Origin of the sequence: Colwellia sp. BRX8-4, from assembly GCF_014077345.1 — a bacterium.
Classification (GTDB): Bacteria; Pseudomonadota; Gammaproteobacteria; order Enterobacterales; family Alteromonadaceae; genus Colwellia_A.
This window is the reverse complement of record NZ_JACGVS010000002.1, coordinates 26320-52089: the sequence shown is the minus strand read 5'-3', so window position 1 is coordinate 52089 and position 25770 is coordinate 26320. Positions and strand designations below refer to the sequence as shown.

Genomic DNA, 25770 nt, shown 5'->3' with positions numbered 1-25770 from the left:
AACGTCATGCAAAATGCAAAACTTTTACTCTATTTAATAACAAACAACGGCTCCAATGCATTCTGCAATGGAGCCGTTTAATTCTAGCTGATAAAAAGACTTATGGAATTTTTATCGCTTGCAAATCACCATTACGTGATTGCGCGTAAATAATATTTTCGTGTACAGTGGGTGCTATATTTAAACCGCTACTGTCAACTTCATGACGTGCAACGATATCACCTGTTGTTTGGTCGATAAAATGAAGATAGCCTTCAAAGTCGCCAACAACAATATAATCACTAATAATAGCAGGACCGGTAACACCACGATTAGTCAGTGCAAGTTGGCTCCACTTTTCAAAACCGTTTAAACGGTCAACCGCATAAATATGACCTTTAATATCAGTTAAAAATAGGCTGTTACCACTAATAGCCATATCATGATATGACGAATACTGACGTTCCCAAATCATCCGACCGGTACGTAAATCTATAGCGGTCAAATTACCCTTTACAGAAATACTATAAACTTTATCGCCATAAATAAGTGGCGCAGAGTCAACATCTATGACTCGCTCTAATTGTGTCGAGCCACCGGCTTCACCAACTTCTACTGTCCAACCTTGTTGACCAGTTTCAAGAATATAGACGCTCATGGTTCCATTAGCTGAACCAACCATCACACCACCAGAAGAAATCGCTGGCGAACTAACACCACGTAACGTTAATGCTGGTACTTCTTGTTCGATTTGCCATTCATCTTGACCGTTCGAAGCGTTAAAAGCCTTGATGACACCTGAAGCAGTATTGACAACTAAAATACCAGCATCAATGGCAGGAGCTGCAATAACTTCGCCTTTTACTTTTCCTTGCCAATCAAGCTTACCTGTATCAGCATCTAATGCGAATACTTCGCCATTTTCACTGCCAATAAAGACTTTTTGAATACCTAAAATTGGGCCGCCATTTAATAAAGCAGATTGTCGACGTTCAAAAAAGCCGCGTTCGCCTTTTACATCACTTAAATCTGTTGACCAAATTTCTTCACCATTTTCTAGTTCCAAAGCAACAACATCACCGTAACGACTAGCACTGTAAAGTTTGCCGTAAGCAACATTAGGTTTAATACGTGAAAAATAATCGCTAACACCATTACCGACACTGGTTTCCCAGAGCACATCAGCATCAAAAGCTTGTTTGATTTCTGTTAATTCAGCAACTTTAGTCGCTTCATCTTCTTCGTCAGTTGAAGAACAAGCGACAAGCCCTAAGGACACTAGCGCTATCACTAATAACTTTCTATTAAAGCGTAATTTTTTTAACATATGAATGATTAGCCTCTTTATTTAGCAATCGATGATAATTGGGCTAAATCATTTAATTTCATTTGTAAGGCACCATTATTTGTTTGACCTTCAACGTCAAGTGCTGCTTGATAAGCATTACGAGCAAGTTCTACTTTACCTTGCTTGAAATATGCATCGCCTTTAGTTTCTTCAATCGCACTTTTAAATGACTCTGGCAGTGTAACCGATAGGGTTGCCAATGCTTCAGTGTATTGCTCAAGTTGAATTTGCACACGCGCTAATCGAACACTTGCGATAGCTTTAATACCTTGATTGGTAGAGCTTTCAATAGCACTTGCCAAGTGAATAGCAACTTGTGGCCAATCTTTATGAGTAGCCGCTTCTTTTGCTAGCGCAAGCGCCGTTAATGATGCGTAGCTAGAGTCTTTATTTTCAGCAATAAATTTACTTGCACTTGCTGAAAAAGCCTTTCCGTCTACACCAGCACTTTCCATCACTGTTTGATAAGCATCAGACGTTAAAACTTCATTCTCAAGTTGGGTATCTTTATATACGTTAAAGCCAATAAAACCAGCAAAACCTAAAACTAAACCGGCAATAACTGCAGTACCATTTTCTTTCCAAAAACCTTTGATGGCTTCGACTTGTTGTTCTTCTGTTTGATAAACGTCCACTACTTCACCTTAAATTAAACTGTTTAATAAAGCTGGCACTTGTTCAAGCGACACCTTCTGTTGTTCTTGTTGTCCACGCAAATATTTTATCGTCACGCTTTGCTCAGCAAGTTCATCTTCACCGATGATAATTGCTACTTGCGCACTCGATTTATCTGCCCGTTTCATTTGTTTTTTCATATTACCACCACCGCAGTGGTTTTGTATGCGAATATCTTTAACTTGGTCACGCCATTGTTCACTGAGTAGCGCTGCTTGAATATCAACCCCCTCACCTAAACCAATAACATAAACATCAACTTGTGCACGAATATTGTTAGCTTTTTCTAAGCTCGTTAACATGAGTACCAAGCGTTCAATACCTAAGGCAAAACCAAATGCTGGTGTTGCTTTGCCACCAAGTTGTTCGACTAAGCCATCATAACGACCACCCGCACAAATAGTACCTTGTGCGCCTAAGCTGTCAGTCACCCATTCAAATACCGTACGATTGTAATAATCTAAACCGCGAACTAAGCGGTCATTAATAATATAGTTAATACCCGCAGCATCTAAACGCTGACAAACACCCGCAAAGTGAGCTTTAGATTCATCATCAAAATAATCACTTAATTTTGGTGCGCCCACTAAAGCGGCTTGTACATCTTTATTTTTACTGTCTAAAACGCGTAATGGATTGGTATGCATTCTGCGTTTAGAGTCTTCATCAAGCTGATCTTCTTTTTCTGTTAAGAAAACAACTAAAGCATCGCGATAATTTGCACGCTCTTCATTTGAACCTAACGAGTTTAGCTCTAGTGTGACAAACTCATTGATGCCAAGTTCCCGCCAAAGACGAGAAGTTAGCATAATAATTTCTGCGTCTATGTCAGGTGTTCCAATTCCAAAGGCTTCTAAGCCGAATTGGTGGAACTGACGATAACGACCTTTTTGTGGGCGTTCATGCCTAAACATCGGCCCCATGTACCATAAACGTTGTTCTTGGTTATATAATAAACCATGCTGATTGCCTGCACGCACACATGATGCTGTACCTTCTGGTCGCAGTGTTAAGCTATCACCGTTACGGTCATCAAAAGTGTACATCTCTTTTTCAACGATATCAGTAACTTCACCAATAGATCGTTTAAAAAGTCCAGTAGACTCGACAATCGGCATACGTATTTCAGCAAAACCATAGCTACTAGCAACTCGGCGTAAAACTGATTCAACCATTTGCCAAATAGGAGTTTCAGTGGGTAAACAGTCGTTCATCCCTCTGACGGCTTGTAATGTTTTGCTCAAAGTAAGGCTCTCTTTCATCTATTGTATAAAATAGATATTTATATAAAACGGGAAAAATTAAGTGCAGCGCGCATTATAGGCAGTTTGAGACGAAACGTAAATAGTACAGCTGTGATACCTCAAAATGCAGGTTTCAACTGAACTGTCACCGCTATAACGTTTCGCTCTTTTTAAAGTTATTTTATTACTCTATTTCTTTAAATTTTATTTTGTAAGCCGCATCAAGAAGTTTCGCTTTAGCACGAATTCGCTCTTCGAGCTGGTCTACTAAGTTATTATTATCAAAGCGATCTTTTTGGCGGATGCCATCTAAATAATAACCACTTTTTCGGCTACTACCCGTTAAGCCCAAATCAGAAATAATCGCTTCACCCGGACCATTAACGATACAACCAATAATAGAAACATCCATTGGCGTTAATATATCTTCAATACGTTGTTCTAACGCATTAACGGTGGCGATAACATCAAACTCTTGGCGAGAACAGCTTGGACAAGCAATAAGATTGATACCTCGACTACGTAATTTTAGTGACTTTAAAATATCAAAACCGACTTTAATTTCTTCTATGGGATCTGCTGCCAAAGAAATGCGTAACGTGTCGCCAATTCCTTCAGCTAATAACAAGCCTAAACCTACAGAAGACTTTACTGAGCCAGAGCGCAAGCCACCTGCTTCGGTAATACCAAGGTGAAGTGGGTTATCAATCTGCTTTGCTAATAAACGGTAAGATTCGACCGCAAGAAATACATCTGAGGCTTTAACACTAACCTTAAACTGATCGAAATTAAGCCTATCTAGAATATCAACATGGCGCATTGCCGATTCAAAAAGTGCTTCTGGCGTTGGTTCAGTATATTTCTCTTGGATATCCTTTTCTAATGAACCACCATTTACACCAATACGAATAGGAATATTTAAGTCACGTGCACATTCAACAACACTACGCACTCGGTCTTCGCGGCCGATATTGCCAGGATTAATACGTAAACAATCTGCGCCATACTCAGCAACTTTTAAGGCGATTCGATAATCAAAATGGATATCAGCAACCAGTGGAACTTTCACTAGTTTTTTAATTTCGCGAAAGGCTTCGGCTGCATCCATCGTCGGTACGCTCACCCGAACAATATCAGCACCCACACCTTCTAATGCTTTAATTTGTGCAACGGTTGCTGCCACATCAGTCGTCAACGTATTGGTCATTGACTGCACAGTTATCGGTGCATCGCCACCAACAGGAACATTACCCACCATTATTTGACGAGATTTACGGCGGATGATTGGAGATTCTTTAAACATAATAATTCACAACTTTGGTGGTTTGTCACTTAAGCGCAACAAACGTTATTTATACAAAATGCTAATGACTAATTGGTAACAGGCAAAGTAAATTTAGCGATATTACCACTGTTAAACTGACTCATATCAATGACTTCATCGGCAAAGTTTATTGCCACTAATTCAGGTCTTCCTAGGGTAACATCAAAAGGTGCTTGCCCAGATATTGTCATAACGTAACCCAATTTTTTCACACCCCAAGCAATGCGCTCACCTGTTGAATCTGAAATATTTACCCAACAGTCACCAGAAAAAGTAAAAATGACTTCAGTTAAAGGCACTTCAGTCAATGCTTCCTCTGCTGTTGGGGTATTTTCAACTGCAATGATGTCAGCTTCGCTCACTTGACTATTTTCTACATTAACCGCTGCGGGTGTAATATCATTACTTTGCGGCTCTAACACGGCAGTAGCTAAAGGTGCCTCAGTAATAGTTTTAGTCACGTTATCAATGTTAACTGTCGAAAGATCACTCGTTTGATTTTCGTTAACATCGTCAGCACTTTGAGTAATTATCTCAATATCTTCAGCCAGCGTTTGAGCTTGTTCTTTATTATTTTGCAACCACCACATCATAGTAGAACCAATGAGAATGGCTAAAATGATATAGCTTATCCACATAATACGATTACTTTCTGCTAACTTTTCCGTGCCTTTAGAAAAACTTTGTAGTTTAGAAACTTGTGCTTTAGCTATATTTAATTGTTCATAGCTTACCAATACATCATCTTGAGAAACATTAACTAATTTTGCATAGCTACGTAAATAGCCGCGATTATAAGTTTCCGGCAAATTACTATTAAACAGCTCACTTTCTATCTCATTAACTAAAGTAAGACGAAAATTGAGTTTACTCGCAACCTCTTGCTGAGTTAAGCCTGCTTTTTTTCTAGCATCACTAAGAATTTGTCCCGGCCCAATGATTTTACTATTGTCAGAAAGGTCGTCTTCGGAACTGTTATGCAAGGGTTCTGATGATGCAGTAGCTTGTGCCTTTTTGATATTATTAGGCGTTTCAACATGGGTCATTGGGTTTTCTCTTGTTCAACTTTATTAGTAGCATTGTTGGTTGGCATAGTATCAGTATGCTCTGGTAAATAAACATAGAACGTTTGGCCTAGCTTTAAAATATCGCTACGAGTAATATTATTCCAGCGCTCTAGTGTCTTCATATGAATATTGTATTTTTTTGAGAGGCTAAATAAACTGTCGCCTTTGACAATAATATGTATTTTTGCTTCAAGGTCATCCTTTAACTGTTCTTGGGTATCCTTGATACTCATCGTCTCTACGTTAGTACTTTTAGCAACTGTTGCTTTTTTAGCCTGTTGTTTTAGCCGTTTTTTTTGGGGCTTATTCGGTGACAAAACAACGACACGTTTCGGTGGTAAAGCGTCACTAGTTGTTAATATCGATGCTTGATAAATCTTTGCTAAGTCATCCGCTTCAGTATGCTCAAGCGCATTTAAAATATATTGCTTAGCTTGGTAAGAAGTTGGGAACATTTTTACCAACATACTGGCATAATTTTTAGCTGTACGATAATTGCGCTGCTTTTCAAAAACCTTATAAGCCAATGAAAGTGCTTCAGGACTAAAGCGACGAGTTGCTTTTTCATAACGTTTCAAATAACGTTGCGCGGATTTATAATCGCCAATAGCGTACTGTAAGCGAACCATTTGTAATAAAGCTGATGCACGATTAGGACTATGCTGAATAGATTTTGTAAAGTATTTTTCAGCCTTAACAAATTCACCGGCTTTTAGTTGACAAAGCGCCAGGTTTTCGTAGCTTTGCGAGACCATTAAGTACGTTGGGATTGCTATCGCTTTTAAAGTGTATTTTTCAGCGTCAGCATACTTTTCATGTCGACAAAGAAAAACCCCATAATTATTTAAGGTATCTGGATTTTTTTCATCGATTGATAACGCTTGTTCATAAGCATTGGTAGCAAGCTGTGATTCGCCAACCACATCATAATAATGAGCAAAGGCCGTATAAACTTGGGATAAGTTCGGTGAAAAGCGCTTTGCTTTCTCCAAGTTTAATTTCGCTTGGCTAGTATTTCCCATTTTTAAATAGCCAAGGCCTAATGAAATTCGAGTCATCGCCATTTCATTATTACTTGAGTCACTTTCTACTACAGGTATTGTACTGTCGTTCTCATAATTTTGTGTTACACACCCAGAAAGGACAATTAACAAAGCGATAACGCTCGTTATAAATAACCGCGGCAGAAATTTAATCATATGGCAGAATGTCACTTATCGTAATGTAATAATTACAGATTATACCTATACCCGATCTACTTCAAGATGCTTGTTGAACTAGCATGCTGTCGAACGGGTATAAATACCTCGAGAATAAAGTGTTAGACCAGTTTAACTGAAATCTCTTGGGCTTTAGACTCGTCATTTTTTGAAGAGTTCATTGCTGTTCGCTTTGTTCTATCAAAAACATCACCGGCTAATTGGCCACAAGCTGCATCAATATCATCACCACGGGTACGGCGAGTAATAACGGTTAAACCATATGACTGCAGTACTTTATCAAAACGGTCAATACGTGAATTACTTGAACGTTTATAAGGCGATCCAGGGTAAGGATTAAACGGGATCAGATTGATTTTACTCGGTAAATCTTTCAAAGCGATAGCAAGTTCATGTGCTTGGTCAGTACTGTCATTAACATGATCTAACATCACATATTCAATCGTTGCCTGCTTGTTAGCTTTTGAACCATCAATATAACGTCCAGCTGCCGCAATAAACTCTTCTAAAGGATACTTTTTGTTTATTGGGACCAATACATCACGAAGCTCGTTGTTACCCGCGTGAATTGAAATAGCTAATGCACAATCTATTTTTTCTTTTAACATATCAAGCGCCGGTACTACACCAGAAGTACTCACTGTTACTCGACGTTTTGAGAGGCCGTAGCCTAAATCATTTAACATAGTATCAAGCGCTGGAATTAAATTTTTCATATTTAAAAGCGGCTCGCCCATTCCCATCATAACAATATTGGTAATGGGACGTTTTCCAGCGATACGTGTCGCGCCAATATCATTAGCAACACGCCATACTTGACCAATAATTTCGCTCATAGACAAATTGCGATTAAAGCCTTGTTGCGCCGTGGCACAAAACGTACATTCAAGTGCACAACCGACTTGCGAGGATACACATAATGTTGCGCGATCGTTTTCAGGGATCCACACTGTTTCAACTTCTTGACCACCTTCGAGGCGTAAAGAGTATTTTATCGTGCCGTCAGTTGATACTTGCTTTTCAGATATTTCTGGTGCGCTAATTTCTGTTTCACGTTGTAATTTTTCACGTAATTTTTTGTTCAAATTAGTCATTAATTCAAAATCAGAGTAACCAAAATGATATATCCATTTCATCATTTGATCGGCACGAAATGGCTTTTCGCCAATTGAAGCAAAGTATTCACGCATCCCTTGATGGTCCAAGTTTAATAGATTTACTTTCTTCTTTACCGCAGATACGGTCGGGCTTACAACTTCAGTCACTTCACTCATGATTCACTACTTCTCAAACAACAAAATTACAAAAAACAATTGTACAGCTTTCATACAAAACATGACAATTTACAGATCAAATTATATCAAACCTTAACGTTTTTAATTAAATTTCTCTTTTTGTAAAACAGAGAGTTAGTAAATTAAAAAGCTTAAGGTTTATTATAACTCTAAAAATAACAAAAGGATTTTACTGGAAACAGTAAAACCCTTTAATATTCTATTTCTAGATTAAACTAAGTTAATGATGAAAATTCAAAAAGGATAGCGCGGAGCTTACGTTAGTAAGTGAGCACTTTTCTTACAGAAGTTTCGCCATTAACAACGTTTAATATCAGATTAACGAGTGCGTGGGCAAATTTCGTCATCTGAGAAGAAGTAAGCAATTTCACGTGCAGCAGATTCTAAAGCGTCAGAACCGTGAGCAGCATTTTCGTCGATGCTATCAGCAAGATCAGCACGGATAGTACCAGCAAGTGCTTCAGCTGGGTTAGTAGCACCCATGATTTCACGGTTTTTAAGAACAGCGTTTTCGCCTTCTAAAACTTGAACCATAACTGGACCAGAAGTCATGAATGAAACTAAAGCGCCAAAGAAAGGACGTTCGCTATGTTCAGCGTAAAAGCCTTCAGCTTTTTCTTGGCTTAAGTGAATCATTTTAGAAGCAACAATTTTTAAACCAGCAGTTTCAAAACGGTTATAAATTTGACCAATGAAGTTTTTAGCAACTGCGTCTGGTTTTACGATAGAAAAAGTACGTTCGATAGCCATGATAAGCCCTTATATATATTTTAGATAAAATAGGTGTATAAATTTTGGCGCGATTATAGACGAATTTGAACAAAAAAACTAATATTATTCACTTAGTACTCTTTTTGATTTTAATGTCTTGAACCCAGCCTCGAATCCTTCTAGAGATATGGGTAAAGTAAGTTGCTTTTTACTCTCTAAAGCAAAAGCGATCATACCGACCTTAGCGTTTTTCATCTCCTTGAGTAAAACATCATCGATTTTAATCATACTTTAAGGTGTAAAATAAGCAGATATAAAAAAACTGACATTGAGTCAGTTTTTTTATATGAGTAACAAAATACTAACTACACACTGCTTCGACGATACTGTCGATATTCTGGTTGCCAAAAGTTCTGTTCTATTTTTGCGAGTAAACTTTCATCATCGATGCGTAAAGCTAAGTTTTGATCAAAAGCTACTTTCGCGACAGCAAAGGCTATTTTTCGACTTAAACTGGCAATCTCAGTGAGTGGAGGTAAGAGTTCACCCAGCCCGGTGTTGGCTAATGGTGAAGCTTTAGCAAGAGTTTCGCTGGCAACCATTAACATTTCATCGGTAACACGGTTAATATTGGCTGAAACAATACCCAAACCTAAACCAGGAAAAATATAACTATTATTACATTGCACGATAGGAAAAGTTTTACCTTGATATTCAACGGGTTTAAATGGACTGCCGGTTGCAACAATGACCTCGCCTTGCGTCCAATTAATGACTTGTGTTGGCGTAGCTTCAACTTGTTTAATAGGATTACTAAGCGGGAAAATAATCGGCATTGGACAGTGTGATTTCATTGCTCTAATCACAGGTTCGGTAAATAAACCCGGCACACCTGACACGCCGATTAAAATATCTGGCTGAGCATTATTCATCACTTCTAATAATGTCGCATATCGCCCTGAAACAGCCCACGTAGAAATTGTACGAGGTGATTGCACCAGTTTTTGCTGAAAGTCTCGTAAATCAGCCATACCATCGGTTAATAAACCAAAACGGTCGACCATAAAAATTTGACTGCGTGCTTGTTTTGCAGAAATACCTTCACTGACCATTTGCGCAATAATTTGTTCGGCAATACCGCAACCGGCAGAGCCACTGCCAACAAAGACAACTTTTTGCTGTGATAATGTGGTTTCTTTAGCAAGCTTACGCCCTTTAATGCGGCATGCTGCTAGTAAAGTACCGACAGTCACTGAGGCGGTTCCTTGAATATCATCATTGAAACAACAAATTTCATCACGATACTTATTAAGTAATGGTGTGGCATTGGGTTGAGCAAAATCTTCAAATTGCAATAATACATGTGGCCAACGACGTTTCACTGCTTGAATAAACATGTCAACGAACTCGTTGTATTCTTCTTGATTAATACGTTTATGACGACGCCCCATATACATAGGGTCATTCAATAACTTTTCGTTATTGGTACCAACATCGAGCATTACCGGTAAAGTATACGCGGGGCTAATGCCGCCACAAGCGGTATAAAGTGAAAGCTTGCCGATCGGAATACCCATTCCACCTATGCCTTGGTCACCCAGACCAAGAATACGCTCGCCATCGGTAACAACAATGACTTTTATTTTATTTTTTGTCGCATTACGAAGAATATCATCCATGTGATGTCTATCTTCATAAGAAATAAATAATCCACGCGAGCTACGATAAATATCTGAAAATTGCTCACACGCATCACCTACTGTCGGCGTATAAATAATCGGCATCATCTCAGCTAAGTGCGCCTGAACGAGCCTGAAAAATAAAGTTTCGTTGTTATCATGAATTGTACGTAAATAAATATGCTTATTTAAGTTGGTTCGAAACTTATTATATTGCATAAAAGCACGTTCAACTTGCTCGTCTATTGTTTCATAACGGGGCGGCAATAAGCCCATTAAGTTAAAATTAGTGCGCTCCTCTTCGTCAAAAGCGCTACCTTTATTTAATAGGGGGGTTTCTAAAAGACTTGGACCAGCATAGTGGATATATAACGGACGTTTAATTTTTATTGTCATAATAATTTTTGATGTAGACCATATGGTTGATGAATAGTCAAAATTCATGGTAGTGATATATGCGGTAGTATAAGCCAGATGAGGTTTATAAAACAATCAATTACCTAAACAAGACTAAAAATCACCCTTAAATTTATCTGCCGCTAATCGACTTCAGAAATCCACGCTAATTGAATGGCCTCAAGCACTCTTTCACCACAATGCTTAGGATCATCATCAAAATTATCGAGGGCTATCACCCATTGCATCAATTCTGGAAAATGTAATTTAAGTGGATCAGCATCCGGATGCTCTTCCATTAAGTCTAATGCTAACTCTAATGAGTCTGTCCAACGATATCCCATATATAACTCCAACTTTTAAAATAAAAGATTAAACCACAATGCATCTATTGCAATCATGATAATTAACCAAATAAACATTCTTCGGTATTTAAGGCAAAATTGACAATCAGTTTGCCACCATTTTTTCAATGTCTCTTTCACTTAAACCACCCACCTTAACGCTTGGTCATAAGTATATACCTATGATACATCAAAGGCGCTACTTCAGCAGGAAATATAATCCCTTAAGATAGAATTGATTGAAATATTATGGTTATAATCTCGTCAAGAATTTTTATTAAAAGAGCAGAGAATAATATGAGTGAAATTAAGTTTTCATCCGCACAAAAAGAGTTACTGGTTCAAAAACTACAGCATTATTTTGCAAGCGAACTTGATCAAGAGCTCGCTCAGTTTGACGCTGACTTTTTGCTTGATTTTTTTACTAAGGAAATGGGCAATCATTATTATAATCAAGGTATTTATGATGCCCAGCAATTATTAACAGAAAAACTTGATTATATTTCTGATGAAATGTATCAATTAGAAAAACCAGCCAACTAATGACCACTGAGCAAAAATAGATTAATTAACTTGAGCCTTAACAATATTCTCTACCCTTTATCTGCAAGATTAATTTTAAATTGTATTATCAAGCGGCAATTATAATAAGAGTTGATTTATCACAACGATTATTCTGATAAATACGCTAATATGGCTTTACTGATTATTTGAAATACAAACTATAATGCAAATTACTGATTTAAATGAAGAGCAGAAAATTCTGCCAATATTTCGCTTAGGCTTTCGACCCTTTTTTTTAGGTGGCGCTGTTTTTAGTTTAATTGCCATTACTTTATGGTTGTTAATCTATAAAGGGACCATTAGCTTTTCACCTTACGGTGGTGGATATTGGTGGCATATTCATGAAATGATTTTTGGTTTCGGCAGTGCCATCATTGTTGGTTTTTTACTCACCGCAGTGCAAAATTGGACAGGTATTGCCAGTGTTAAAGGCAAACCCCTCGCCGCTTTATTCTTGCTATGGTTATTAGGCCGAGTGGTCATGTTAATGCCCGACTTATTAGGGGCAACATTAAGCGCTTTGATAGATTTAAGTTTCTTATTAGCTATCGCTTATACACTCGCCAAACCTATATTAGCGATAAAGCAGTATCGAAATTTATTTTTTGTACCACTATTGGTGATGTTTACCATCGCCAATGGAGAAATGCACTTAGCAACCCTTTACCCACAAAGTTTTTCGTTGAGCTACTCAGGTTATGCCGGTGTTTTATTAGTGGTATTTTTAATGTCCGTTATGTCTGGACGTGTTGTGCCAATGTTCACCGCTAATGGAACACAAACCACAAAAACAACCCCTGCTCCTTTACTTGATAAACTTGCTAATGGCAGTTTACTGCTTGCTATGCTGATGTTGTTGTTACATCCATTGGTGGGTTTTGTGCCGATGTTTTTTGGCATTATCTTAATTTTTGCTGGTTTATTTCAGTTAATTCGTTGGTTGAGATGGCGACCTTGGATAACACTGGGCGTACCACTTTTATGGTCATTACATTTCGCTATTAAATTTATTTGGTTTGGTCTTATCTTATTAGGATTTAGCTACATTATTGATGAAATCCCCAGTAATCATGTTTGGCATCTATTAACCATTGGTGGCATGGGGGGGATTATTTTAGCAATGATTTCTCGTGTTTCTTTAGGGCATTCTGGTCGACCATTAACCCCACCTAAAATGATGTCAGTCGCTTTTGCATCTATTACCCTCTCGGCTATGGTTCGGGTATTTGGGCCTTGGTTAGTACCAGAGAAAACTTTACTCTTTGTCGATATAAGTGGTTTTTTCTGGTTGGTTGCTTTTGGACTCTTTACTTTTTACTACGGGCCAATGTTGCTAAAAGCACGAGAAGATGGTCGTCCTGGTTAAACTAAGTAACACTCATGCCATAAAATAAATATCACATGATAAAACGGTAAACAGAAATATACGCTGATTGCCGTTTTTTTTTATCTTGATTTCTATTAAGCTAACAACATAATTTCTTTTTGACTACTCGCTATGCAAACCGTTTTTTTAGATCAACAAACCTTTAGTGCCAGCATTTCTTTGACCCGTATAAAGTCTGAGGTCAGTACATTAAGCTGTTATGCCACCACCACTGACAGTCAAATTATTGAACGTTGTAAAACGGCTGAGATTATTATCACCAACAAAGTGTTGTTATCTAAAAATATACTCGAGCAATTACCCCAACTAAAATTAGTGTGCATTGCCGCAACAGGTATGAATAATGTTGACCTAGTTGCTGCTAAAGCACTTAACATTGCGGTTAAAAACGTCAGTGGTTACTCACAAGCCTCAGTCAGTCAATATGTCTTTGCGCAAATGCTTGAATATTTCAGTAATACCGCACACCACAACATCAATACTCAACAAGGACATTGGCAAAACAGTGCTACTTTTTGTTTTCATGGCAAAGGAAGTCAAGAATTAGCAGGAAAAACCATCGGCATCATTGGTTTTGGCAACTTAGGTAAAGCGGTAGCGAAAATTGCTCAAGCTTTTGATATGCACGTCATGATTGCTGAACGTCCTAATGCGATAAAAATAAGAGAAAACCGTCATAGCTTTACTGAAGTATTAAATAAAGCCGATGTTATCAGCTTACACTGCCCACAAACCGAGGAGACGATAAACTTAATAAATAGTGAAACTTTAGCGCTTATGAAACCCTCGGCGTTACTGATTAACACGGCGCGAGGTGCACTGGTTAATAGTACGGATTTACTGCAGGCATTAAAGAATAAAATCATATCTCACGCCGTGCTCGATGTATTAGAACATGAGCCGCCAACAGTGAGTCACCCGTTAATTAGTGCATTAATGAAAAAAGAAATCGATAACTTGTCGATAACTGCCCATATTGCTTGGGCCAGTATCGAGTCGCAGCAGCGATTAATTGATTTAGTCGCTTTAAATATTAAAAACTATAAAGCCGTATAAGGTTTATGTATACGGCTTTTGATAAGACACATCTAAACGAATAGCTATACTATAAGTTCAGATGTGTGGTTGATGTTGATTAACTTTCTCTAATAAGATAATCGAATGCTGACAAGGATGCTTTTGAACCCTCACCCATCGCAATAACAATTTGCTTATAAGGCACGGTAGAAACATCTCCAGCAGCAAATATACCCGGCTCAGAGGTCTGACATTTTTCGTCAATGATGACTTCGCCATATTTAGTACATTCAACAACACCCTGTAAAAAATCACTGTTGGGTAATAAGCCTATTTGGATAAATATTCCCGACAAGCTTTGTTGCTTCATCTCCCCTGTTGCTCTATCTTCATAAGCCAGAGCAACAACTTTACCACCTTCAGCAATTACTTCTTTAGTAGCAACATTTTTAATGATGGTGATCTTTTTATGCGCTTCTGCTTTTTCTACCAATATTTTATCTGCTTTCAAGCCAGGTAAGAATTCGAAGACGGTAACATGATTAACCATACTTGCTAAATCTAATGCCGCTTCTATTCCTGAGTTACCACCACCAACCACAGCAACATCTTTACCTTTGAAAAATGGGCCATCACAATGCGGACAATAAGCGACACCAGAACCAATATTTTCTTTTTCTCCTGGTATACCAAGTTCACGCCATTTAGCCCCAGTAGCAATGATCACCGTTTTAGATTCGATAACTTCGCCGCTAGAAAGATGTAGCTTTTTCGGTACTTTGCTCTCGGGCTCACCTTTATCTATTTTTTCAACACGTACAAACTCTCTTGTCGTTATCTCGTAATCATTTAAGTGCGCTTGCATATTACCCGTTAGTTGTGTGCCGGTCGTTTTAGAGACTGAAATTAAGTTCTCAATACCTACGGTATCTTTGACCTGACCACCAAAACGGTCAGCAATAATAGTCACTTTCAAACCTTTACGAGCGGCATAAATAGCAGCAGCAACACCGGCAGGACCTGCGCCTATAACGGTAATATCTTGTAACGGTAACTGCTCGTTGTCATCGCCACCGACAATATAAGGGAAACGTTCGATAAGTTTATCGACTAATTGACCTGTGTCTATTTTTCCATTCGCAAATAATTCGCCATTAAGGTAAACACTCGGTACACCTTGGATATTACGTTCGTCTATTAAGTGCTTAAATAAGCCACCATCAATCATTTCACTGCTGATACCTTCGTTTAATAAGGCAAACTGATTCAACGATTGCACAACATCAGGACAGTTATGGCAACTTAAGGAAATAAATACTTCAAAGTGCAAATCTTCTTTGATTTTTTGCACCATTTTAGTCAAGGTGCTGTCTAATTTCAGTTCGGTACCAGATGACTGTAAAATAGCTAATATCAACGAATTAAATTCATGTCCACTGGGAATACCAGAAAAGTGGATGCCATTATTGTTACCGTCAATTTCTAAGTAGAACGTAATAGGGCTGCGTAAACCATCATCGCGTTCAACAAGTAGTAGATTGTCTGATACTGATGTTAACTGTGTTAAAAATTCTTTTAATTCATTGCGTTTTTGATGTTCACCCGTCTGTAAAACTAGTGATACTTTGTTGGTCATATTTTGGGTATAAGCTTTTACTGCATTTAAAATATCTTCACTTAACATGGGGCTACCTCATTATTTATCTTGTTGAATTTGACATAAGAGCTGTCATTTTGTTGGTTGAAATAAGGAGGAAGAAGTCTGGTTAACCAGAATAACGACTTCCACCCATAACGAGACTGCTGCCTTAGATTTTACCAACTAAGTCTAAACTTGGTGTTAAGGTTGCTTCACCTTGTTCCCAAGCTGCTGGACATACTTCACCGTCATTTTCACGCACATATTGTGCAGCTTTTACATTACGCACCATATCTTTTGCACTTCGACCGATACCACCCGCATGAATATGGGCAACTTGAATAACACCATCTGGGTCGACTAAAAATGTTCCACGGTGTGCCATATGATCTTCTTCAATCATCACATCAAAACCACGAGTAATTGTGCCAGTTTGGTCACCAATCATCGGAAATTTAATTTTACCAATCGCTTCTGAAGAATCGTGCCATGCTTTATGTGAAAAATGTGTATCGGTTGATACCGAGTAAACTTCAACACCAAGACCTTGCAACTCTTCATACTGGTTTGCCATGTCTTCTAATTCAGTTGGACAAACGAATGTAAAATCTGCAGGGTAGAACAAAAAGATTGACCATTTGCCTTTAGTACTCTCAGATGTTACTTCAACAAACTCATCGTTATGAAATGCTTGAGCTTTAAATTCTGGGATAGTTTTGCCTATTTGAGCCATGGGTATTACCTCTGTTATTTAAAAATGTTTAGTTAAATGGTTTTGTTTTAAAAGCATGTTTGCTTTCGATGTGGGTATAGTAGATTCTGTTGAACGATAAATAAATTTGATTAAATAGATTTTAATATTCTAAAAAACAGAATTACCAAATATTTATTATGATAACTAAACAAGAGATTATGCGAATGTCGGTTTCACATTATCCATCGAGAATATCAATATCAAAATAAGTTACCTGCGAACAAGATGACTAATTCAATAAATTCGATTAGGATGACATCTATGTTCAATATAAATTATCGTTATAAATATGATTTCAATAAAACAGCTTCATTACGCACTCGCTATCGAAAAGACTTTACACTTTAAAAAAGCTGCAGAGGCATGTAATGTTTCTCAATCAGCGCTAAGTACGGCCATTAATGAGCTTGAAAAGCAGTTGGGAATGATGATATTTGAGCGCAATAACAAACAAGTCTTAGTCACTCAAAAGGGGCAGCTGATCCTTAATAAGGCTCGCCAAGTAAAACTAGAACTAGATGAATTATTGCAAATTGCGAAAAGCGACAATCAACCTTTTTCTAGTTCGATGTCGATAGGTGTCATCCCAACTATAGGTCCATACCTTTTGCCTAAGGTGTTGCCCGAAGTTAGGCATCAATATCCAAATTTCAAATTGAAGATACTAGAAGAACAATCACATACCTTAGTTGATATGGTGCGAACCGGAGCGATTGATGCAGCGATATTGGCGTTACCCTATCCTATAGAGGGTTTAATGAGTTTCAGTTTTTGGCAAGAAGACTTCTATTTAGTCTGCCATAAGGATGAATGTCCACAGAAAACCCAAGAAATTACCAGTGAAGAGTTAGCGACAGAAAAACTAATGTTGTTAAAAGATGGCCATTGCCTAAAGGAACATGCACTAGCGGCTTGTCAATTACAAAACCCAAAACAAAGTGCTGATTTTGGCTCTGCTAGTTTGCATACACTGATCCAAATGGTTGCCGGTAAACTAGGAACAACGCTCGTACCACAAATGGCCTTAGATCAATTGACTTATAACGAATCTGAACTTCGGGCTATTCATTTAAATGAACCGGGGCCACACAGAACAATCGCGTTAATCATTAGACCTAATTATGTAAGGACCGATGAGCTGACTATCCTCAAAAATATTTTTACCGCACAACTTACTGAAAAGTGCAGTGATCATTATCTTAAATAATCGTTTCATTTTATAGAATTATATATTTAATTTTATGAAATTTACTGAATGATAATGTTAGGTGACAATCGTTTTATCGAAAATAAATCAGGTAACTCAGATGAAAAATATTATTAATAACATCAAGACAATTTTTAATACACCAACAGATAAAAAAGCTGTGGTTAATTGTAACTACTCAAATAATTACTATGGCGATCAGTATTGTCAGACGCAGAAAAAATAAAAGTATGGATGAGGTTAGGCGCTAGTAAGTGTTTATAAAAAACTAGCCCTTGCACACCAATATTGAGTAATAAACATTATAAATCAGTTAGAAATATATTAGCGGCATGACATTACTGTGCCAGTAAACCACTTCACCGAATTAACGTGTGTTATTTAAAATTGAGTTGGTATTTATTTAAAAGGACTTGATAATAAGGTGCTGCTTTAAATTTTTTGATGAGTTGTCCTAGTGTTTCTTTTATTTCTTTCGAATCCGCCCTAGCTTTGGTTAATCCTAGGTAGACTGGCGTTTTCGCAACATAAGGCTCCATCGCCTGAACTTTAGAGATAACATTATTTTTTTTAATCAATTGATTAAAAACATATGGATTAGATATAGCCATATCGATGCGCCTGGTCAGTAACAGCTTTAATAATACTTCTTCAGTTAATGCTGGTAATTTGGTGAGATAGTTAGCGCTATCAAAAGCTTTTCCATAGGAAAACTCTCTTTTGGTTCCAATTGAATAAGGTAATAATTGCTTTAATCGCCCATTATATTGAAAATTATTATCGGCAAGCGTAAATAATTGATTAATCTCATAACCGTAAGAGGGTTCAATAAAGTGATATGTTTTTGCACGCTTTTTATTTTTAAATAATGTAAGTATCAGATCAACTTTACCTTCTGCAACGAGATAAAGTGCTCTTGGCCAAGGTAAAGTGACAAACTCAAAATCATATTTTGAGTTTGCTTTAATATAATCGAGAACATCAATAGTAAAACCTTTTATTTCTCCATTTTCTTTATAATTATAGGGAGAATAACCTATTTCCTCTATAGCGACTTTCAGCGTAACTCTAGCTTTACCTAGATGATTACCGTCTGTCTTTAGACGGTTGTCGGCTAAAATAAAGAACGGAAAAAGGTAAAAGAAAAATAGTAATTTTTTAAGTATCATCATAAGTAAAAGTATAACGGTTTCTTTTTGTGTTTCCAGCGACTGGATTATAAATATTGGCTAACTACCCGTTATTATAGTTGAGTACCTTGCAAAGAAAAATGGCTAGAGCCACTCATCTTTAATCTTTCCATAATGAAAATATCCCCATTGGCCAACCCGTCGCAATGGTGCAAATGGAAATTTTGGTAACTGACAATTATAAAGAGGCAAGTTTTCTATTTTAGGGTCAATAGCTTTTTCAGCGACTTTTTCAGCCAACCGCTTACCTGCTTGCACCGAAAATGACACGCCAGAGCCACAGTAACCCATGCTATAAAAAACATTTTTCTTAGGATTTTGATAAATATGAGGTAAGTCGTCTAGCGACATACAGATCCAACCTGACCAAGCATACTGGTAGTTTAACTTAGCTAACGGTGGAAAACTTGTTTTTAACACTGCCAACAAACGCTGTGCGTAATAAGGATCATCAGCAGACTTGCCCGTTATTGCGCCACGCCCACCAAATAGAATGCGGTTGTCGGGCAGCTTTCTGTAATAGTATTTTAGCGCTCGTGTATCCATCACTACATTCGACGTTAAAAAGTTACAATCGGCTAACTGCTGCTCTGACAAAGGTTCGGTGACAATAATTTGTGAAAGTACCGGCAACGTTCGATCGGTTGTTAATGAATGAAACCCTTTAGGTGTATATCCGTTGGTAGCAATAACAATCTTTTTAGCCGTAACAACACCTTGAGGTGTTATCAATTTTTGTTGGTGCCCTTCATCTAAAATATCTAACACTGGAGAGCTGGTATGAACTTTAGCGCCTGCTTCACGTGCTAATCGCTGATAGCCCCAGGCCAGTTTCAACGGATTTAAACCAAAACCGTCTTGATAGCGAATCGCGCCATAAGCATTTTTATCGTCCATGTATTGTTGACGAACTTCGTTTCTCGTTAAAATCTCCACATCACTATTTTTAATACCTGCAAAGGTTTTTTGTTGCAGTTTTGCTTGGCTAATAAGCTCAGCTAATTTGCTCGGCTTATGCGCTACTTTTAAAAAACCACGCGTTTGTACGTCACAGTCAATACCTTCAGCGATCAGTGATTTTACCGTTTCAACGCCAGCGCACATTTCATCATAAATGCCGCGCATCACTTCTTCACCCCATTTTTGCGCCATATCGCTATAAGACTTACGTCCTGAAGACTTGAGAATAAAGCCAGCATTTCTCCCACTACAACCCCAAGCCGTTTGATTTGCCTCTAACACATGCGCCTTAATACCATGTTCACGCGCTAAATGTAGCGCACAAGAAAGCCCGGTATAACCAGCGCCTATAATAGCAACATCAACATCTACGTCTTGATTAATTTGTCCATCACTTGCTGGGGCATTTGTTTCAACATCTGCATTTTCAGCCCAGTAACTTTTAGGGTATGGGGCACCACAACCAGGAGATTTATCGTGTAAAGGATCGTACATTTTTCAAAACTACTTTAAGAAAGAAAACCACAGAAACTTTACCGTATTTATAGGAAATTTGCTAAGATCAATTTTCTAAAAATCACTTTATTTAAACAAATATAAAAAATGAAAAAACAGTTTAATTCAGTAAAGTCTCAAGTCTTATATCGTGAAATGTTACCCAGCGATTTTTCAGCAATAATTGCCTTAGGCACAGCTGTTCATGGTGCTGGTTATATTGACGACTCAAACATGGGCGTCTGGTATAGAAAAGGTATATTAAAAATAGCTGATAGTAGCGAAATCAATGCAAACTTTGTCGCTTATCTAGATAACGTACTGATAGGTTTTCGCTTAACTTACGCCATTAATCAATGGGAAATTGACGCTTGGTGCAGCCCTGAATTATGGCAACAACCCAGCGAAAAAGTTTGTTATTTCAAATGTAATACCGTTGATGAGAATTATCGTGGTTACGGTGTTGGCAGTCAGCTACTCAAATTATCAACACAAGCAGCAATTAAACAAGGTGCAAATGCGGGTGTTAGTCATTTATGGAAACAAAGCCCCGGTAATAGCGCAGTAAAATATTTCACTAAATGTGGTGGCGTGTTAATTAAAGAACATCCAGAACGCTGGAATGAACTCAGTAAGCAAGGCTATGAATGCCCAGAATGCCCAGACGAATGTCATTGTGTGGCTGCGGAAATGATCATTCACTTTGAAAAATAATCATTACACCACTCATTCGGATGACATTCAGTAACTAGCCAAATATTTTCTTAAATAATGAACCTGGTGTTTTAATTTCAGCCACGTGATTTTGTACTAGATCCCCCTGACATTGAGTGTCTATCCTTGCAACATCGGGTAGCACTAAGGCATTAAAGTCATTGAGACTTGGATATTCAACCGCAGAATTTTTATGTTCAAAGTCTCCTGTAGCAGGGTTAAAACGGTATTCTTTCGCCCATTCAACAATATTTTCAGTGACTTGATTAATCGCTTCAACAATATACCTGACTTCTTTATCAGAGGTCGTAGGATGAAATGACGCACGTATCCAACCAGGTTTTTCAGCATAATCACCCCTATTAATTTTTTCAGTGATTTTGTTAGACGTATCATGATCAACATTCAATAATATATGACCATAAGTGCCCGCACATGAACAACCACCACGCGTTTGAACACCAAACTTATCGTTGAGCAATCGTACCACTAAATTATAATGAACATTAGGTATGTAAAAAGAAACAATAGCTAAACGGTCTTTAACATTCTTTTCTAGCATCACTACGTTGTCATTTTTGGCTAATTCAGTCATTACATAATCAGTAATTTCTTTTTCACGGGCGGTAATGTTGTTAACGCCCATAGCGTTCTTTACTTTTATCGCTAAGGCAGTACGAATACACTGTAAAAACCCAGGAGTTCCGCCATCTTCACGCATTTCAATATTATTGAAAAAGCTGTGCTCTCCCCATGGGTTGGTCCAAGTGACTGTTCCACCTCCGGGGTGATCGGGTACTCTGTTTTTATAGAGCGCTTTATTGAAGATAAGCACTCCCGAACTGCCAGGCCCACCAAGAAATTTATGAGGAGAGAAATAAATGGCGTCTAAACTTTGCTTGGAGTTTGTTGGATGCATATCAATATCAACATAAGGAGCTGAACAAGCAAAATCAACAAAACATAAGCCGCCGTGTTCGTGCATTTTTTCTGCTAACAAGTGATAAGGGGTTTTAATGCCAGTGACATTGGAACAAGCAGAAAACGAGCCTATTTTTACTTTTCTAGCTTGGTACTTTTCTAACAATAATTGTAGATGTTCAAGCGATGGTAAACCATGGCTGTCAGGGTCAATAATCTCTAACGTGATATCACACTCATACCAAGTAGTTTGGTTTGAATGGTGTTCCATATGGGTAATGAAAACAACGGGTTTATCACAGTCATCGAACTTCACTTGCTCTTGCATACGCTCAGGAATACGTAGACCTAGAATACGTTGAAACTTATTAATAACACCGGTCATTCCTGCTTCTGCCGTGATCAATACGTCATTATCGCAGGCATTTACATGGCGTTTTATTATTTTTTGCGCATCGTGATATGCATTCGTCATCGCACACCCGGTTAAATTAGTTTCGGTATGGGTATTAGCGACAAAAGGCCCTAAGGTATGGCTGATATAATGTTCAATTGGCGCATAAAGTCGACCACTTGCAGTCCAATCAGCATAAACAATATCTAATTGCTTACCATTGATTTCATGGCTTAATGATTGACCAATGATATTATTTCTAAAAGGAAGAAAGTGATTTTCAAGTGACATGATTGACGGCTCGTACGTTGTTTCGATAAATAATTCTAGCAAAACCGCACTAATGAGCAATCAAAAACCAATTAAAACAACCAATACGCAAAATTAATTCATATAAAAGCAATTTATAGAAAAATACTCTAAACTCAACTGCTTTTCGTTAAGATAACGAAAACTCAGTTTCGCGCAAATGCTGTACTTGTCAGGTGCTTGATCGGATAAGAAGAACAATTCGTCGTACAATACTATTTACTTGGATAAAATTACGTTACTTTATTAGCTGTTTATAACCGTAGGAATTTAATAAAATATGAATTTTTCTTTGTGTAAGTTTCTGGTCGTGCCCGCTATTCTTGTTTCACTTAGCGCTTGTCAACTCACCATGAATAGCAAAAACTCGCCACAGACCACCGCTAACGAAAAATTTGATAGTACGGTTAAAGCCCTGTTAGATCATCGTGCCAGTAAAGGTATTTATCAAAAAAGTGCAGCACTAAACGAAGAAAGCTATTGGCCTGATTTATCACCAGAAATGTTGGAAAAAAAATACCAACAACGCCTCACTATCGCGGCAGCATTTGAAAAGATAAATCAAACGTCACTGTCAGACGATAATAAAATTAATTATGCAATTATTAAAGCCCAACTTGATAATAGTATTGCTGAGTATTATTTTAAAGCTCATTACATGCCATTCAATGCTGAATCAGGCTTTCACTCTAATTTAAGTTTTTTCATCAACAATACAGCATTTAATAAAGAAAAAGATATCGACTTCTATTTGAATAAATTATCGGCGCTTCCGCTATATTTTGATCAAAACATTTATTGGATGCAGCAGGGATTATCGACAGGGATCACTCAACCTCAAGCGGTATTAATCGGCTATGAACAGTCAATACTTGCCTTTATTCCTGAGCATGCTGAAAATTCTGAATTTCTTAAGCCTTTTAGCACAGCGTCAAATTTAATTGCACCTGACGTGCTTTCTGATAAAAAAAGCCAGCTTATTGCGCTATTAAAAACTAAAGTTATTCCTGCTTATCAGCACTACTATCAATTTTTTACCAAAGAGTATTTTCCAAATGCCCGTAAAAATATTGGCGTTTCAGCGACAGCTAACGGTAATGAATTTTATCGCAATAGAGTTAAACACTACACCACAACAGATATGACACCTGAGCAAATTCATACCTTAGGTTTGAGTGAAGTAAAACGTATTCGTCAAGAAATGGCTGAAATCATTGTAAAAACTGGTTTTAAAGGGACTTTTTCTGAGTTCACCAATTTCTTACGAACTAATGAACAGTTTTATGCAAAAACGCCGTTAGCGTTACTTAAAGAAGCTGCGTATATTGCCAAACAAATGGATGCTAAATTACCCGCACTCTTTAAGCATTTACCCCGCACACCTTATGGCGTTGCACCAGTACCAGACAGCATCGCACCTAAGTATACTATTGGGCGCTACATTCGTGCGCAAAATGATACTCAGCCCGGTTATTATTGGGTTAATACCTACGCGTTAGACAAACGTCCACTTTATGTATTACCCGCTTTAACCTTACATGAGGGTGTCCCTGGGCATCATCTGCAAATATCATTAAATGGCGAATTAGATAACCTACCTTCATACCGAAGAAATGCCTATATTTCAGCTTTTGGTGAAGGTTGGGGCTTGTATGCTGAATGGTTAGGTATTGAAGCCGGCATATACCAAGACCACTATAGTAATTTTGGTCGCCTGACCTATGAAATGTGGCGGGCAGCCCGTCTTGTTGTTGATACCGGCATGCATGTTATGGACTGGTCAAGAGCGCGTGCCATAAACTTTATGACCGATAACACCGCACTTTCATCACACAATGTGAAAACAGAAATTGATCGTTATATATCATGGCCTGGACAAGCGTTATCTTACAAAATTGGTGAGATAACCATCAGAAATCTCCGTAAAAAAACAGCAGCTGAATTGGGACAAAATTTTGATGTTCGCGAATTTCATCATCAAATTTTGAAAAATGGTTCCGTCCCTCTAAACGTACTTGAAGACCAAATTAACGCCTATATTGCCACAACGTTACTAACAATCGCAGCAGAAGATAAGAAAAAAAGCATCGCAAGTGAGTAGACACTCATAGCCATATGAAGCGACACTGAGTTAGTTCATTTAACTCAGTGTCGTTAATGAGCATGAATTATCTAGCTCGTTCGACAAACCGGACAATCGTCCTGTTTATTTAGGGTAAATTGTTGCCATTGATTTGATAAACCATCAAAGAGATTTAACTGATTAATATGTATGGTGTTGCCTGTTAATAATTTAATGGCCTGTAACGATTGCATACCGGCTATAATCGCTAATACCGGACCGACAATACCAAGGGTTTGACAATTTTGGGTCGGCGCTTTTTCACTTTCAGGAAATAAGCACTGATAGCAAGCACTTGCTGGATTTCGAGGATCAATGACTAATTGCTGACCGTCAAACCCCGTAGCCGCCCCAACGATTAATGGTGTTTTTTGCTCAACACAGATTTTATTTAATAAATAACGTGTGGTGATATTGTCGGTGCAATCAAGGACCACATCGACCTGTTCAATGTAATAGTTTGCTAATTCTTCATCAAGCATCTCATCAACGACTTCAATAGTAATGTCACTGTTATGCTGTTGCAATTTCTCAGCACCAACATCAGCTTTATTATTACCGATATCATTTTCAGTGAATAATATCTGTCGCTGTAAATTGGTCATCTCAACCTTATCACCGTCGGCAATAAATAAAGTTCCTACTCCGGCGGCCGCTAAATATAAACTGGCCGGATTACCTAGCCCACCAACACCAACGATTAGTACTTTGGCTTCACGCAGGGCTAACTGCCCTTGCTCACCTATTTTATTGAGCATAATTTGACGGCTGTAACGTAGTTGTTCGTGTTGAGATAACATCAGCTAAATAGTTCC

At 37.9% G+C, this 25770-nt stretch carries 23 protein-coding genes; 6 read left to right on the top strand and 17 right to left on the bottom strand.

Annotated features, from left to right (window positions below; translation table 11 throughout):
• Positions 1-100: 100 nt before the first annotated feature.
• From bamB to iscX, 11 genes are all read right to left on the bottom strand, one after another.
• Entirely contained in the window at positions 101-1306 is a 1206-nt protein-coding gene (gene bamB, locus H4J56_RS02055) for an outer membrane protein assembly factor BamB (protein ID WP_182221152.1), read from the bottom strand.
• 17 nt (positions 1307-1323) lie between these two features.
• The gene (locus tag H4J56_RS02050; protein WP_182221153.1) at positions 1324-1962 is read right to left on the bottom strand and encodes a tetratricopeptide repeat protein; all 639 of its coding nucleotides are present in this window, start codon (positions 1960-1962) and stop codon (positions 1324-1326) included.
• A gap of 9 nt (positions 1963-1971) precedes the next feature.
• A complete protein-coding gene (hisS, locus tag H4J56_RS02045) occupies positions 1972-3246 on the bottom strand; it encodes a histidine--tRNA ligase (protein ID WP_182250599.1) in 1275 nt (424 codons plus the stop codon).
• Positions 3247-3430: 184 nt separating this feature from the next.
• Positions 3431-4549: a flavodoxin-dependent (E)-4-hydroxy-3-methylbut-2-enyl-diphosphate synthase gene (gene ispG / locus H4J56_RS02040; protein ID WP_070374804.1), complete on the bottom strand. Its 1119-nt coding sequence runs from the start codon at positions 4547-4549 to the stop codon at positions 3431-3433.
• A gap of 68 nt (positions 4550-4617) precedes the next feature.
• Entirely contained in the window at positions 4618-5616 is a 999-nt protein-coding gene (locus tag H4J56_RS02035; RefSeq protein WP_182221154.1) for a RodZ domain-containing protein, read from the bottom strand.
• Positions 5613-6836 carry a type IV pilus biogenesis/stability protein PilW gene (gene pilW / locus H4J56_RS02030; RefSeq protein WP_182250598.1) on the bottom strand — a complete coding sequence of 408 codons (1224 nt, stop codon included), beginning with the start codon at positions 6834-6836 and terminating at the stop codon, positions 5613-5615. The genes H4J56_RS02035 and pilW overlap by 4 nt, the downstream gene beginning before the upstream one ends.
• Positions 6837-6958: 122 nt before the next feature.
• Positions 6959-8131: a bifunctional tRNA (adenosine(37)-C2)-methyltransferase TrmG/ribosomal RNA large subunit methyltransferase RlmN gene (locus tag H4J56_RS02025; protein ID WP_070374807.1), complete on the bottom strand. Its 1173-nt coding sequence runs from the start codon at positions 8129-8131 to the stop codon at positions 6959-6961.
• 339 nt (positions 8132-8470) lie between these two features.
• The gene (gene ndk, locus H4J56_RS02020) at positions 8471-8902 is read right to left on the bottom strand and encodes a nucleoside-diphosphate kinase (RefSeq protein WP_070374808.1); all 432 of its coding nucleotides are present in this window, start codon (positions 8900-8902) and stop codon (positions 8471-8473) included.
• 84 nt (positions 8903-8986) lie between these two features.
• Positions 8987-9151: an invasion associated locus B family protein gene (locus H4J56_RS19865; RefSeq protein WP_182229949.1), complete on the bottom strand. Its 165-nt coding sequence runs from the start codon at positions 9149-9151 to the stop codon at positions 8987-8989.
• A 77-nt stretch (positions 9152-9228) separates the two neighbouring features.
• A complete protein-coding gene (locus H4J56_RS02010; protein WP_182258782.1) occupies positions 9229-10938 on the bottom strand; it encodes an NAD-dependent malic enzyme in 1710 nt (569 codons plus the stop codon).
• Between the two features lie 143 nt (positions 10939-11081).
• A complete protein-coding gene (gene iscX, locus H4J56_RS02005; RefSeq protein ID WP_070374809.1) occupies positions 11082-11282 on the bottom strand; it encodes a Fe-S cluster assembly protein IscX in 201 nt (66 codons plus the stop codon).
• 297 nt (positions 11283-11579) lie between these two features.
• On the opposite strand from iscX, the gene H4J56_RS02000 reads away from it, so the two are divergent.
• The 3 genes from H4J56_RS02000 to H4J56_RS01990 all read left to right on the top strand — a co-directional run bounded on the left by H4J56_RS02000 (position 11580) and on the right by H4J56_RS01990 (position 14289).
• Positions 11580-11825 (top strand): DUF2164 domain-containing protein, encoded by a 246-nt coding sequence (locus H4J56_RS02000; RefSeq protein WP_182213260.1) that lies wholly within the window; start codon positions 11580-11582, stop codon positions 11823-11825.
• A gap of 184 nt (positions 11826-12009) precedes the next feature.
• Complete coding sequence (locus H4J56_RS01995; RefSeq protein ID WP_182244156.1) at positions 12010-13212, top strand: NnrS family protein; 1203 nt, start codon at positions 12010-12012, stop codon at positions 13210-13212.
• A gap of 132 nt (positions 13213-13344) precedes the next feature.
• Positions 13345-14289: a D-2-hydroxyacid dehydrogenase gene (locus H4J56_RS01990; RefSeq protein ID WP_182250596.1), complete on the top strand. Its 945-nt coding sequence runs from the start codon at positions 13345-13347 to the stop codon at positions 14287-14289.
• A gap of 79 nt (positions 14290-14368) precedes the next feature.
• Here the strand turns inward: H4J56_RS01990 and ahpF are convergent, their stop codons facing one another.
• The gene (ahpF, locus tag H4J56_RS01985; protein WP_070374812.1) at positions 14369-15934 is read right to left on the bottom strand and encodes an alkyl hydroperoxide reductase subunit F; all 1566 of its coding nucleotides are present in this window, start codon (positions 15932-15934) and stop codon (positions 14369-14371) included.
• Positions 15935-16058: 124 nt separating this feature from the next.
• A complete protein-coding gene (gene ahpC / locus H4J56_RS01980; RefSeq protein ID WP_070374813.1) occupies positions 16059-16622 on the bottom strand; it encodes an alkyl hydroperoxide reductase subunit C in 564 nt (187 codons plus the stop codon).
• Between the two features lie 310 nt (positions 16623-16932).
• Between ahpC and H4J56_RS01975 the strand changes: the two genes are divergently transcribed.
• Positions 16933-17850, top strand: coding sequence for a hydrogen peroxide-inducible genes activator (locus tag H4J56_RS01975; RefSeq protein WP_182213253.1), 918 nt, complete (start codon positions 16933-16935; stop codon positions 17848-17850).
• Between the two features lie 377 nt (positions 17851-18227).
• Here H4J56_RS01975 and H4J56_RS01970 read toward each other — a convergent pair whose 3' ends face one another.
• Together H4J56_RS01970 and H4J56_RS01965 are read right to left on the bottom strand one after the other, a co-directional pair.
• Positions 18228-19022 (bottom strand): ABC transporter substrate-binding protein, encoded by a 795-nt coding sequence (locus H4J56_RS01970; protein WP_182213251.1) that lies wholly within the window; start codon positions 19020-19022, stop codon positions 18228-18230.
• A 102-nt stretch (positions 19023-19124) separates the two neighbouring features.
• Positions 19125-20495, bottom strand: coding sequence for an FAD-binding oxidoreductase (locus H4J56_RS01965; RefSeq protein WP_182213249.1), 1371 nt, complete (start codon positions 20493-20495; stop codon positions 19125-19127).
• 108 nt (positions 20496-20603) lie between these two features.
• Between H4J56_RS01965 and H4J56_RS01960 the strand changes: the two genes are divergently transcribed.
• Positions 20604-21209, top strand: coding sequence for a GNAT family N-acetyltransferase (locus tag H4J56_RS01960; RefSeq protein ID WP_083277934.1), 606 nt, complete (start codon positions 20604-20606; stop codon positions 21207-21209).
• A 34-nt stretch (positions 21210-21243) separates the two neighbouring features.
• Here the strand turns inward: H4J56_RS01960 and H4J56_RS01955 are convergent, their stop codons facing one another.
• A complete protein-coding gene (locus H4J56_RS01955) occupies positions 21244-22815 on the bottom strand; it encodes an aminotransferase class V-fold PLP-dependent enzyme (RefSeq protein ID WP_182258781.1) in 1572 nt (523 codons plus the stop codon).
• 298 nt (positions 22816-23113) lie between these two features.
• On the opposite strand from H4J56_RS01955, the gene H4J56_RS01950 reads away from it, so the two are divergent.
• Entirely contained in the window at positions 23114-24934 is a 1821-nt protein-coding gene (locus H4J56_RS01950) for a DUF885 family protein (RefSeq protein ID WP_182250595.1), read from the top strand.
• A gap of 71 nt (positions 24935-25005) precedes the next feature.
• On the opposite strand, the gene H4J56_RS01945 is transcribed toward H4J56_RS01950, so the two are convergent.
• Positions 25006-25755 carry a HesA/MoeB/ThiF family protein gene (locus tag H4J56_RS01945; RefSeq protein WP_182221162.1) on the bottom strand — a complete coding sequence of 250 codons (750 nt, stop codon included), beginning with the start codon at positions 25753-25755 and terminating at the stop codon, positions 25006-25008.
• Between the last annotated feature and the right edge of the window lie 15 nt (positions 25756-25770).